At 71.0% G+C, this 12,660-nt stretch carries 10 protein-coding genes and 1 pseudogene; 6 read left to right on the forward strand and 5 right to left on the reverse strand.

Features of this window, described 5'->3' with window-relative positions:
* Positions 1 to 112 precede the first annotated feature (112 nt).
* Positions 113 to 3,211, reverse strand: a complete 3,099-nt coding sequence (locus HJG45_RS11000) for an acetoacetate--CoA ligase (protein ID WP_302479739.1) — start codon at positions 3,209 to 3,211, stop codon at positions 113 to 115.
* Between the two features lie 276 nt (positions 3,212 to 3,487).
* On the opposite strand from HJG45_RS11000, the gene HJG45_RS11005 reads away from it, so the two are divergent.
* The 4 genes and pseudogenes from HJG45_RS11005 to HJG45_RS11020 all read left to right on the forward strand — a co-directional run bounded on the left by HJG45_RS11005 (position 3,488) and on the right by HJG45_RS11020 (position 8,375).
* Positions 3,488 to 5,086 (forward strand): ABC transporter substrate-binding protein, encoded by a 1,599-nt coding sequence (locus HJG45_RS11005; RefSeq protein WP_171612177.1) that lies wholly within the window; start codon positions 3,488 to 3,490, stop codon positions 5,084 to 5,086.
* Between the two features lie 104 nt (positions 5,087 to 5,190).
* A pseudogene (locus tag HJG45_RS11010) lies at positions 5,191 to 6,123 on the forward strand (bifunctional enoyl-CoA hydratase/phosphate acetyltransferase); the annotation flags it as partial.
* A 68-nt stretch (positions 6,124 to 6,191) separates the two neighbouring features.
* Positions 6,192 to 7,346, forward strand: coding sequence for a zinc-binding dehydrogenase (locus HJG45_RS11015; RefSeq protein ID WP_171612179.1), 1,155 nt, complete (start codon positions 6,192 to 6,194; stop codon positions 7,344 to 7,346).
* A gap of 99 nt (positions 7,347 to 7,445) precedes the next feature.
* The gene (locus HJG45_RS11020; protein ID WP_171612490.1) at positions 7,446 to 8,375 is read left to right on the forward strand and encodes a 1-phosphofructokinase family hexose kinase; all 930 of its coding nucleotides are present in this window, start codon (positions 7,446 to 7,448) and stop codon (positions 8,373 to 8,375) included.
* Positions 8,376 to 8,389: 14 nt separating this feature from the next.
* On the opposite strand, the gene HJG45_RS11025 is transcribed toward HJG45_RS11020, so the two are convergent.
* The 4 genes from HJG45_RS11025 to HJG45_RS11040 form a co-directional block, all read right to left on the reverse strand.
* Entirely contained in the window at positions 8,390 to 8,623 is a 234-nt protein-coding gene (locus HJG45_RS11025) for a hypothetical protein (protein ID WP_171612180.1), read from the reverse strand.
* Between the two features lie 190 nt (positions 8,624 to 8,813).
* Positions 8,814 to 9,272: a thioesterase family protein gene (locus HJG45_RS11030; RefSeq protein WP_171612181.1), complete on the reverse strand. Its 459-nt coding sequence runs from the start codon at positions 9,270 to 9,272 to the stop codon at positions 8,814 to 8,816.
* A 114-nt stretch (positions 9,273 to 9,386) separates the two neighbouring features.
* Positions 9,387 to 9,746, reverse strand: a complete 360-nt coding sequence (locus HJG45_RS11035) for a hypothetical protein (RefSeq protein WP_171612182.1) — start codon at positions 9,744 to 9,746, stop codon at positions 9,387 to 9,389.
* A 26-nt stretch (positions 9,747 to 9,772) separates the two neighbouring features.
* Positions 9,773 to 10,483 (reverse strand): RraA family protein, encoded by a 711-nt coding sequence (locus HJG45_RS11040; protein WP_171612183.1) that lies wholly within the window; start codon positions 10,481 to 10,483, stop codon positions 9,773 to 9,775.
* Positions 10,484 to 10,663: 180 nt separating this feature from the next.
* Between HJG45_RS11040 and HJG45_RS11045 the strand changes: the two genes are divergently transcribed.
* Positions 10,664 to 12,064, forward strand: a complete 1,401-nt coding sequence (locus HJG45_RS11045; RefSeq protein ID WP_171612184.1) for a carbohydrate porin — start codon at positions 10,664 to 10,666, stop codon at positions 12,062 to 12,064.
* 283 nt (positions 12,065 to 12,347) lie between these two features.
* Entirely contained in the window at positions 12,348 to 12,659 is a 312-nt protein-coding gene (locus HJG45_RS11050; protein WP_171612185.1) for a hypothetical protein, read from the forward strand.
* The last annotated feature ends 1 nt before the right edge of the window (position 12,660 follow it).

The raw sequence follows: 12,660 nt of genomic DNA on the forward strand, positions 1-12,660 counted from the left end.
TCCCTCTTGCCCAAGATGCGTCACAGCCTGCCGCGGCAAAGCCGCGACAGGGCAACGGGCGGCGACGGTTCTGATGGGCGCTTCAAGGCAGGTCGCGGGAGAGCGTGACGAGTCACACCGGCAGCAGCACCAGCTCCGAATAGAGCTTGTCCACCGCGCTGGCATCGAGCGAGGCGGAGCGGAAGACCGCGTGGTTCGACATCCCGAGGCCGCGTGGTGGCGCTGCCCAGAGTCGGGCATCGACCACCAGGCCGAGCGTCCGCTGCCGCGTCAGCACCGTCAGCTTGATCCGCTCGAGATGCCGCGCCAGCACGGAAGGCGCGCTGCAATAGAGCAGCTCGGAATAGGGCAGCAGGACGGGCAGCCGTCCCAGCCGTCCCGGCAGCGGCTGCCGGCGGCGCTTGAAGACGAGATAGGCCTGCTCGGCCGCGTCCCGCGCCACCATCTGCAGGCAGCCGAAGGGCGCGTGGTCGTCGAAGACCTGCCGGGCGGCGGGGTCGAGCAGGCTCCGCACCACCTCCGGCGCGCAGTCGATCCGCAGCCCGCGCGCTGCCAGCGTCCCAGGATGCGCGAGCGGCGGCAGGAATAGGCGGCCGGTATCGAGCCGGCGGAAATCGAGTGCCGCAAAGGCCTGCTGCGACAGGGTGGAGGGGGTGAAGCTGGTCCAGCTGCGGTCCTCCTCGCCGAGCGCGGCGACGAGGAGCGCGATACCCCAGCCGCGGTAATCCGGATGCACGTACCAGGAGGACAGGTTGCAGAGCCGCGCCCCGCCGCGCAGCGGATGGCGCGCCCGCACCGTGCCGATAAAGCCGACGATCGTCTCGCCGGCGAGCAGGAGCATGCCCCCGCTTTCCGACCCGTCCGACCAGCCATGCTCGAACAACCGGCGCCAGCGCTCCGGTGGCATGTCGGCGCGGCCGAAGCCCTCGGCGAGGAAGCGGCAGAGCGGCTCGACATCGGCGGCGGTGGCCGGGCGGATGCGGGGCGCGTTCGGCGCGGCGAGGGCCGGCGCGGGCGGTCGGTCCTGCAGCTGCGCCAGCAGGCCGGCGATGGTCGGGGCGGCGGCGAGGGCCGACATCGACAGGCTAAGGCCGAAGCTCTGCTCCACCGCGAGCAGAAGCGAGAGCATCCGCAGCGAATCGGCGCCCAGCTCCAGCAGGTTGTCCGTCGGCGCGAGCTCCGGCAGGTCGAGAATCCGCTCGCAGAGCGCGGTCAGCCGCGCCGCCATGGAGGCCGCCGGAAGCGGCGCCACGGTCCCGCCGGAGGCCTGGGCGGGACGGGTGGCCCGCCGCGCGGCGGCGGCGATGGGCGCGAGGCATTCGGGATTGCGTAGGGCGTCGCGGTTGCGCACCGGCCGGTTGTTGACGGCGTCGCGCGCCGCCGCTTCGGAGCGCTTGCCGCTCAGGGTCAGCGGCAGGGCCCCGACCTGCAATATGCGGCCCGGCACCAGATGCGCCGCGCCGCGGCGGGCGAGCTCGGCGCGGATGCGCTTGTCGAGCGCCTGGTCGAGCCGCAGGCCGGGCTGCAGGACGACGAGCAGCACCAGGCGCTGACCGCCCGGCTCCTCCTCGTCCTCCTGCGCCACGGCCATCGCCTCGGCGATCTCCACGATGGATTCGAGGATGGCGTAGATCTCGCCTGGCCCCACCCGGATGCCGCGGATCTTGAGCAGGCTGTCGCTGCGGCCGAGCACTTTCCAGCCGCCTTGCGCCGTGTGCTCGACCAGGTCGCCATGCGTCCAGAAGCCGGGATTGGCGGCATAGTAGCTCTCGTGGAACCGCACGCCGTCCGGCTCGCCGAAGAAGCCGAGCGGCCGGGAGGGAAAGGGATTGGCGCAGACGAGCTCGCCGCTGCGCCGGTCCGCCGCCCCGGGCTCCGGCAGGGCCCGCACGTCGAGGCCAAGGCTGCGGCAGGGCGACTCGCCGGCATGCACCGGCAGCAGCGGGTTGCCGAGGACGAAGCAGCCGATGATGTCGGTGCCGCCCGAGATGGAATGCAGCGGAACGGGCTTCACCGCCCGGCGCACCCAGTCGTACTGCCGCGGCCGCAGCACCGAGCCGGTCGAGAGCATGAGGCGAAGCCCGGCGAGGTCGTGGCTGCGCCCCGGCTCCAGGCCGCTCGCCTCGCAATGCTGCAGGTAGGCCGGGTTGGTGCCGAAGACGGTGACGCGATGCGAGGCGACGATCTCCCAGAAGCGCGCGGGCGATTCCAGAGGGCCGTCATGGACCAGGATTTCGGCGCCGGCGGCGAGCGCGCTGAGCTGCCAGTTCCACATCATCCAGCCGCAGCTCGTCTGGAAGAACAGCCGGTCGCCGGGACCGAGGTCGCAATGCAGCCGGTGCTCCTTCAGGTGCTCGATCAAGGTGCCGCCGGCGCCGTGCTGAATGCATTTCGGCCGGCCCGTGGTGCCCGAGGAGAAGAGGATGCAGAGCGGGTGGTTGAAGGGCAGCCGCGGCCAGTCGTGCCACGCCTCGGCGTCCTCCTGCATCAGGGTTGCGAGACGGTGCAGCGGGATGCCGGTCCGGTCCGGCAGCGCGCCGTCATCGAGCGCGACGAGGGCCTCGACGCCCGGCAGCCCGGCGAGCAGATCGGCGACGCGCTCCGCCATCGGCTCGCAGCGATCCCAGGTCATGGGCTGGAGATTGGCGAAGACCAACCGCGGGGCGAGCGGCGCGAGCCGCTCCTGCATGGCGAAGGCGCCCATCTCCGGCGTGCAGTTCGCCAGCACCGCGCCCACCGCCGCCGCGGCGAGGGCGACGACGATCACCTCGGCATTGTTGCGGGCGATGGCCGCCACCCGGTCCCCGGGCTGGATGCCAAAGCGGCGCAATGCGGCGGCGAGGCGCGCGACGCGGGCCCGCAGCTCGCCGCGCGTCAGGCTGCTGCCCGTCGCCGGATCCGAGCTGTGACAGGCTGTCAGCACCGGTTGATCCGGTGGCCCCCGGAGCAGGCATTCCGCGTAATTCAACCGAAGATCAGGAAAGAAGACCGCATTCTCGCAATCCTCGCCCTGGCAGACGGGATGCGACGCCCCGTCGCAGGGCAGCATCGACCAGTCCAGGAAACAAGACCAGAACAGTCGGTATTCCTGGGCGCAGAATTTGTCGAAGTCCCAATAGCTGGCGAAGTCACGCCCGGCAACGAAACACAGCCGTCTCTGAAAATCGCGCATCTGAGATGAAACTAGAACGTCAAATGCTTTAGAATGCATTTTCGTCTCGGATGCGGCTGGCAGCTGCACAACAAAGTCCCACAGTTATATTAAGTTTTTACATTACTCGTTTTTCATATTTTGGAAGCCCGTTTCTATGTCATTTGAACGTGAGGTCAGTCGGCATCGCAGTTGCCGCTGACAACGTCCCCTGGGCTCGCATGAATGGCGAGCCCGCTGGTGCCGCTGGCGAACCTCATTGTGACCGCGACAGGTTGACCCACCCCTCTACCGCACCGCAGCATCGTCGCGCCACGCCGCCGGAAGGGACAGACCATGCGACGACGCAGTCTTCTTGCCTCCATGGGGGCTGGCCTGGGCGCGACCTTCGCCGCACCGCATCTCGCCGCTGCCCAGAACGCGCCGGGCCGCCGCGTGCTGCGCTTCGTCCCGCAGGCCGATCTCGCCCTGCTCGACCCGATCCACTCCGTCGCCTTCGTCACCCGCAACCATGCGCTGCTGGTCTACGACACGCTCTACGGCTGGGATGCCGCGCTGCGCGCGCAGCCGCAGATGGCAGACGGCCCGCCCGTCTTCGAGGAGAACGGCAGGCGCGCCGCCATCACGTTGCGGGACGGGCTGCGCTTCCATGACGGCGAGCCGGTGCGGGCGAAGGACTGTGTCGCCTCGATCCGCCGCTGGGCGACGCGCGACGCCTTCGGCCAGGCGCTCTGGGCGGCGACCGAGGAGCTCGCCGCCGCCGATGACCGCCGCCTCGTCTTCCGCCTGAAGAAGCCCTTCCCCCTACTGGCGGATGCGCTCGCCAAGGTCGGCACGCATCTCTGCGTCATGATGCCGGAGCGCCATGCCCTGCTCCCCTCCTCGCAGGCGGTGCCGGAGATCATCGGCAGCGGCCCCTTCCGCTACGTCGCCGCCGAGCGCGTCCCGGGCAGCCGCAACGTCTATGAGCGGAACCCCGACTACCTGCCGCGCGCCGAGCCGGCAAGCTATCTCAGCGGCGGCAAGCAGGTCTTCTTCGACCGCGTGGAATGGCTGACCATCCCCGACGGCGCGACCGCCAGCGCCGCCCTGCAGCGCGGCGAGGTGGATTGGTGGGAGCAGCCGGCGATCGACCTCGTCGGCGCGCTCAAGCGCTCGCGCGGGCTGAAGATCGACATCCTCGACCCGCATGGCTCGGTTGGATTCCTGCGCTTCAACTGCCTGCTGCCGCCCTTCGACAACCCGGCCATCCGCCGCGCCATCCTGCGCGGCACCAACCAGGTCGATGCGATGACCGCCGCGGCAGGCGACGACAAGGCCTACTGGCACGTGCCCTATGGCTTCTTCGCCCCTGGCTCCGTCATGGCGAGCGATGTCGGCCTCGACGCGCTTCGCCACCCGCTCGACTCCGCCGGCATGCAGCGCGCCCTCGCCGAGGCGGGCTACAAGGACGAGAGGGTGAACCTGCTGGCCGCGACCGACTTCCCGGTCATCAACGCCATGAGCGAGGTCTGCGGCGATGTCCTTCGCCGCGGCGGCGTGAACCTCGACTACGTCGCCACCGACTGGGGCACGGTGACGCAGCGGATCCTGAAGCAGGATCCGGTCGCGCAGGGCGGCTGGAACATGATGGTCAGCTATACCGCCGGCAGCGCCCAGGTGAATCCGGCGGCGAACAACCTGATCCGCGGCCATGGCCGCGCGGCGCTGTTCGGCTGGCCCACCATTCCGCGGCTGGAGGAGCTGCGCAACGCCTGGTTCGACGCGCCCCACGACGCGACGCGCGCCGGGATCGGGCGGGAGATGCAGCAGGTGGCCTTCGACCAGGTGCCCTATGTGCCGCTCGGCCAGTTCTTCTCGCCGACCGCCCTGCGCTCCGACCTGCAGGGCATGCTGAAGGGCGTCGCCCTTTTCTACGGCATCCAGCGCGCCTGAACAGGAGGGACGGGCCGGCGTTCACCCCTGGGCGCCGCCCCGCCCCGAACAGTGATAGCGAGGCCTAACCAATGGTCGATACACCGCCCGTCAGCGACCCCGCCAGCGACGAGGACAAGCTCACCCGGCTCGTCCGCCGCGCCGCCGCGGCAGGCCCGCCCATGCCCTGCGCCGTGGTCCATCCGGTCGATGCCACGAGCCTCTCCGGCGCGCTCGATGCGGCGGCGGCCGCGCTGATCGCGCCGATCCTGGTCGGCCCCGCGGCACGGATCCGGGCCGCTGCGGACGATGCCGGGCTCGATCTCGCCGGCATCGCGATCGAGGATGTCCCACACAGCCATGCCGCCGCCGAGCGCGCCGTCGCCCTGGTGCATGCCGGCCGTACCGACGCGCTGCTGAAGGGCAGCCTGCACACCGACGAGCTGATGGCGGCCGTCGTCTCGCGCGAGGCGGGGCTGCGCACCGAGCGGCGGATCAGCCACTGCTTCATCCTCGACGTGCCCCGCTACCACAAGCCGCTGGTGGTCACCGACGCCGCCATCAACATCGAGCCGGATCTGGAAACCAAGGCGGATATCGCGCGCAACGCCATCGACCTCTGCCGCGCCCTCGGCATCGTCCGGCCGAAGCTCGCCGTGCTCGCCGCCGTCGAGGTGGTGACGCCGAAGCAGCCGGCGACGCTCGACGCCGCGGCGCTGTCGAAGATGGCGGATCGCGGCCAGATCGAGGGCGGGATCGTCGACGGGCCTCTCGCCTTCGACAATGCCATCAGCGCCGAGGCGGCGCAGACCAAGCATCTGGAGAGCCCCGTCGCCGGCGATCCGGACATCCTGCTGGTGCCGGACCTGACGGCGGGAAACATGCTGGCCAAGCAGCTGCAATACCTCGCCGGCGCCGAGAGCGCGGGCGTCGTCGTCGGCGCCCGTGTGCCGATCGCCCTCACCAGCCGGGCGGAAGGGCCGCGGGCGCGGCTGGCCTCCTGCGCGGTAATGCGGCTCGCGGTCGGGATGCGGCTGACCCGGCACGGCAATGATTAGCGCGGAGCGGGCGGCGTTTCCGGCCGCCGGCCTTCTGGTCTAGCCTGGGCGGGATGGGAGGAACTCAGATGGGCAATATCCGCGTCGCCACCTTCGCCGGGCCCGGCGCCAGCCCTGAGATCCGCGAGGTGCCCTGGCCGAAGGTCGGCCGCAAGGCGGCGCTGATCCAGATCGGCGCCTGCGGCGTCTGCGGCACCGACCTGCACATCCTGAAGGGCCACTGGCCGAGGCCCCTGCCCTGGCCCTTCACCCTCGGCCACGAGATGACCGGCATCGTGCGGGAGATCGGGCCCGAGCTGAAGACCGACTGGATGGACCTGCCGATCACGGTGGGATCCAAGATCATGATCCCGCCCTTCATGCCCTGCGGGTCCTGCTATTACTGCAAGCACTATCCGGAGAACGCCAACCGCTGCCAGACGCCGGTCTATTACGGGCGCTATCTCGGCTTCGACAAGCCGCCGCATCTCTGGGGCGGCTGGGCGGAATACGTCTATGTCGATCTCGAGGACCTGCCGGGCACCAAGATCTACCGGCTGCCGGACGACATGCCGCTCCGTCTCGGGGCGCTCTCCGAGCCGCTGACCTCCTGCATCCGCGGCTTCGCCCGGGCGCAGCGCACGGGCGGCTTCAAATGGGGCGACACGGTCGTCATCCAGGGCACCGGGCCGATCGGCATCCTCGCCATCGCCGCGGCGCGCGAGATGGGCGCCGGCCGGGTGATAGCGGTCGGCGCGCCGGAGACGCCGCGCCTGGCGCTGGCTCGTCGCTTCGGCGCCGAGGCGACGGTGAACATCGAGGACTACCCGAGCGCCGAGGCGCGCATCGCCCGGGTGCGGGAGATCGTCGGCGGCTATGGCGCCGACCTCATCATGGACTGCACCGGCCATCCCACGGCGGGGCCGGAGGGCATCGAGATGCTGCGCGACAGCGGCTTCTACATTGAGATGGGGCAGTTCACCGATGCCGGCGCCATCATGACCAACTGGCACCGCTTCGTCGCCAAGGACATCACCATCCTCGGCTCCTGGGCCTTCACCGCGAACGACCTGGCACTCGGCGTGCAGATGCTGAGCCATGCGCGGGACCGCTATCCCTGGTACGAGATGCAGACCCTCTACCCCTTCGATGCCGACGGGGTCTCGCGCGCCGTCGCCGACGCCATGGCGATGCGCACGGTGAAGAGCATCATCGTCCCCTTTCCCGAGCTGCTCGAGACCTGATCCGGGCCCCGACCCACGGCGCCGGCCGCGCCCCGTCACGGCGCGGCCGGGCCGCTTTTCCTTTTGCACCGCAGCAGGATGTCGCTAGCCTTGCCCAGCATGTCGCGCCGCATCGTCACGCTCACGCCGAACCCGACCGTCGATGTCGCCTCCGAGGCGGAGATGGTGCGCGCGGTCCGCAAGACGCGCACGCGCAACGAGCGCTTCGATCCGGGCGGTGGCGGCGTCAACGTCTCCCGCGTGGTGAGCGAGCTCGGCGGCGAGACGCTGGCGGTCATCCTGGCCGGCGGCCTGGCCGGCGCGCTCCTCGAGCAGCTGCTCGAGGAGCAGGGCCTGCCGCGCCGGACCATCCCGATCGCCGGCCGCACCCGCATGAGCCTGACCGTCAACGACCTTTCGACGCGGCACGAATACCGCTTCGTCCCCGAAGGGCCGGAGGTGTCCGAGGCGGAATGGCGCGCCGCGCTCAAGGCGGTGGAGGAGGAGCCGGGCGACTGGATCGTCGGCAGCGGCAGCCTGCCGCGCGGCATCCCGGACGATTTCTACGTCGAGCTCGCCGCGATCGCCCGGCGGCAGGGGCGCCGCATCGTGCTCGACACCAGCGGCGCGCCGCTGCGCGCGGCGCTCGGCCATGGGCTGGCGCTGATCAAGCCGAGCCGCGGCGAGTTCGAGACGCTGGTCGGCCGGCCGCTGAACACGCCGCGGGCGCTGAACGAGGCGGCGCTCCGCCTGGTGCGGGAGGGTGCGGCGGATCTCATCGCCGTCTCGCTCGGGCATGAGGGCGCGCTGCTGGCCGAGAAGGACGGCGTGCTGCGCCTGCGCGCCCTCGACGTGCCGGCGCTCGGCGCGGTCGGTGCTGGCGACAGCTTCCTCGCCGCCATGGTGCTGAAGCTGTCCCAGGGGGAGAGCCCGCGCGAGGCCTTCGCCTGGGGCATGGCGGCCGGCGCCGCGGCGGTGATGCGCCCCGGCACGGCGCAGCCGCGGCGCGCCGATGTGGAGGCGCTGCGGCGGCAGATCGGCGAGGTGTGAGGCCGGGCGTGCCGTCAGGCCTCGGCGCATTCCCGCTGGAAGGGCCGCTCCTCGGCCGCGACCAGGCAGCGGGCGCAGTAGATGCAGGGGTCCAGGCGATGATCGCCCGGGCGGCGCAGGAAGCCCCGCGTCACGCCAAGCAATTCGCGGCCCTGGCCGCGCACGGCATCCTTCCGCCAGAACCCGGTCCCGCTGGCGCCGCAGCCCGGGCAGGCGATCCTGGCGCAGATGTCGAGGTCGTCCACCATCCTTCCCTCGCGCTTGCCGGCCGGGGCGGCCCGAAGTCCGGGCCTTCCCGCCGACGATCTGACGCCTGGAAGATTGCTGAAATATTTCAAGAAGGCCAGCCTGTTCGGCTTGTGACCCCGGGGCAGATCCCGAACAGGCGGACTCGCCTGATCGGGTGAAGATGCTCCGAAGCAACAGGCCGGGGCGGCCCTAGCCGCGGCGCGCCAGGGCCAGCCGGCGGGCCTGCCCGCCGCTGCCGCGCGCCGCGAAGCGGGCCAGCACATCCTCCGGCCAGGTCGTCACCCGCCGCCGGCCGAGATCGACGCAGAGATAGAGCACCTCGTTCTCCGCCGCGAGCCAGCCCTCGGTCGCATGGTACATGCGGTGCACCGCCAGCAGTCGCTTGCCGTCATGGCCGAGCACCTCGCTGGTGCAGGCGAGCGGCATGCCCTCATGCACCTCCCGCACGTAGTTCACCCAGGCCTCCGCAGCGAAGGTGCCGAGGCCGCGCGCACGGAACGGCGCGCCGAGGCCGAGCTCGGGCCAGAGCTGATCGGTCGCCATGTCGAAGACGACCATGTAGAAGCCCATGTTCATATGGCCGTTGTTGTCCACCCAGTCGGAGCGGACCTCGGCGAGCGGTGGCGGCAGCGTGGTCGGGTCGGTCATCGGCTCCTCGGCTAGAGCGGGATCGCGGGAGGGCGTGAAGGCCCGGATGCGTGACTCCGCTCTGAAAACAACAGGCTGCAGCGGAGCAGCGTGCAATCTTGAACGCAATCCGCTTTAGCCGCAGGCCGGATAGGCCAGCCAGCCCAGGATGCGGCCGTCCGGGGCGGCGATGCGCCGCGCATCGACGCAGCGGCGCTCCAGGAAGAAGGCCGGCGCGGCGGCATCGGGCGGCGGCGCCGCGGCCAGGACGGTGCGGGATGCGACGCGGCCGGCGATGACGATGCAGTCCTCGGTCGCCGCGCCATGGCGGAGCCGGACCCGAACCTGGCCCGCTTCCAGCGCCGCCGCCCCGAGGGCGAAGGCGTCGGGCAGCCCGGCCAGACAGGCTTGCAGCGCCGGCTCGAATGCCTCCAGCCGCGTCGTCCAGTCGGCCGCAGCCGATGGAAGTGGGGCACCGAGCAGCAGGGCGATCACCCACGCTGCCCGGCCGGGCCGCGCCGTCAGTGGATCTCGTCCGCCCGCGACAGCGCCTGCTTCAGCGTCTCGATGTTGAAGTCGTCGCGCTTGGCCATGTCGAGGATCACCGCTTCGCGCCGCGCGATCAGGTCGATCGCCGCCGGCAGCTGCCGTACGGCATCGGCCGGGATGACCACCGCCCCGTGCCGGTCGGCATGCACCACGTCGTCATGCATCACTGGCATGCCGTGCACGATCACGTCGCGGCCGAAATCCACCATGTGCACATGCGCATGGCTCGGATTCACCATGCCGCCGATGATCTGGAAGCCCGGCGCCAGCATGTCGAGATCGCGGAAGGAGCCGCTGGTCACGCAGCCGAGGCAGCCGAGTCCCTTGTGGACGTTGCTGTTCACCTCGCCCCAGAAGGCGCCGAAACCCGGCGTCTCGTCGAGATCCTCGATGACGACGATGGTCGGCAGGTCGGCATCGGCGACGTATTCGTACCAGCCGATGCGGGCCGCGCGGTCCTGCTCCTTGCTGCGGCCGGAGGGGGCAGCGGCGCGGATCTGGCCGGTCCGGGCCAGGCCGCAGATCGGCGGCAGGGAGGTGTCGGCGCAGACGAAGGGCTGCAGGGTGAAGCCGCGGCCGCGCCGGGCCGGCATGACGATTTCCATCGCGTTGCAGATGGTGGGCGTGTCCCAGCGCCGCAGGAGCTCCAGATCCGCGCGGGTGAAGGGGCGATCGGCCATCATGTGCATCCTCCCGGAATGGGCGAAGCATCGGGGAGGCCGGGCCGCCGGTCAAACCCCGCGGACGCGCCGCCGGCATGCGTCCGTCTGGCGGCTCGTGACGGTTCCGTGACACGGGCGGCGGGCGGGTTGCGGCCCCCGGCTCCGGCCCTTTAACAGCGGCAGCGGCGGGACGGGCATGGCATGCGAGCAGCGTGGTGGAAGGGCTGCCTGGCGGCGGCCGGACTGGTTGTGGCGCTTCTGGCGCCGACCGGCGCCCGGGCGCAGCGTGGCATCGCGGGGCCGATCTACCAACCCAACATCGATGCGCTGATCGATGGCGGCGAGGCCTGGCTGGAGCGGCTCGAGGCGCAGGGCTGGTTCCTGCGCGGCCAGTTCACCGGCATCGTCCAGGCGCATCCCAGCTTCCGCTCGCCCTATCGCGGCGAGGCGAGCCTCAACCCAAAGGATGAGACGCGGAACACCCAGTCCATCGACCTCGTCCTCGGCCGGCGGCTCTGGGACAATGCCGAGATCGTCGCCGTGCCGACCCTGACCCGCGGCTACGGCCTCAGCGATTCGGTCGGCATCGCCAGCTTCCCGAATGGCGAGGCCTTCCGGCTCGGCTCGCGCGACCCGACGCTCTGGCTGTCGCGGCTGTTCCTGCGCCAGACGATCGACCTCTCCGGCGACCGCGTTCTCGGTACCGATCCGGACCCGATGCGCTTCACAGGGCCGCTGGCGCGCGAGCGCATCACCCTCACCATCGGCCGCGTCTCGGTCTGGGACTTCTTTGACGACAACCGCTATGCCCATGACGCGCGGACGCAGTTCATGTCCTGGGGCCTGGTCGGCACCGGCGCCTTCGACTTCGCCGCCGATGCCCGCGGCTTCACCGACGGGGTCGTCGCGGAATGGGAGGATGGCCGCTCGGCGGTGCGGATGGGCGCCTTCCGGGTCGCCCGCGACGTCAACTCCCTGGCGCTGGAGCCGCGCTTCTTCGCGGGCTGGCAGGCCCTGCTGCAGCTGGAGCGGGGCTGGTCGCTGAACGGGCGGCCGGGGATGGTGCGGCTGCTCGGCGGCCTGTCGCGCACCCGCTCGGTGCGCTGGGACCAGCTCACGGCGGCGCAGCTCGCCGGGGAGACCGACACCTCCGGCCTGCGGGCCTTCCGCACCAAGGAGATGGCCGGCCTCAACCTCGAGCAGGAGCTGACGGACACGCTCGGCGCCTTCGCCCGCATCGGCTGGAACAACGGCCGCGAGCAGAACTGGATGTTCACCGAGATGGACTGGTCCGTCTCGGCCGGCCTCTCCCTCACCGGGCAGGGCTGGGAGCGGCCGGGGGATACGGTCGGCCTCGCCTTCAATCTCGGCGGCCTTTCCCCGGGCCATCGCCGCTTCCTCGAGGCCGGCGGCATCGGCTTCATCACCGGCGACGGGCGGCTGAACTACGCGCCGGAGACGGCGATCGAGACTTATTACGACCTGCGCCTGGCGCCGGGGCTGAACCTCGCGCTCGATGCGCAGCTCGTCGTCAACCCGGCCTACAATGCCGATCGCGGCCCGGTGCCGGTCCTCGCCCTGCGGCTGCACGCGGCCTTCTGAGAACGATGCCCTCATGCGCGACCGCATGAGGGCTCCCATTCAGTGTCCCTTTGGCGCCGGGCGCAAACCTCCGGTTTGCCTGGGCCTTCGGCGTGACGTGCGAACAGCACGCCTTCGGCGTGACGCGCCGCGAGGCGCGCCTTGCGGTGCGACCGACAGGCCCCGTTCGGAGCTTCGGACCGGCCAAGCGACCGGTCCGCCGGCATGAGCCGGGCTCCCTGACGGATGGTTGAGCGCCGGGTGCGCCAACGCAATCTGCTATAGGGATGGTGCCACCATTGAGGTGGCGCGGCAGGGGGTGGATGGCATGGCGAGCTGGCGGCCGGAGGAGGACAGGGCGATCCAGGCCGGCGAGGTGGCGAATCCCGCTCCCGGCCTCGAAGGCCAGCCGCGCCTCGACATGGGGCTGATCGAGGCGGCGATGCCGAAGCTGATCGACCATGCGGTGGGAGGGCCGGTGGTGCTCACCCGCCACGGCGCCGAGGCCTACGTACTGCTGCCGCTGGATATCTGGCGGCGGGTCTGGACCGCCATCCCCCGCGCCCCGGTCGTCGATATGGAGCGGCCCGGCCGGAAACCAGACGGGGAGGCTTGAC

The sequence above is a fragment of the Roseicella sp. DB1501 genome (assembly GCF_013112485.1).
Classification (GTDB): domain Bacteria; phylum Pseudomonadota; class Alphaproteobacteria; order Acetobacterales; family Acetobacteraceae; genus Paracraurococcus.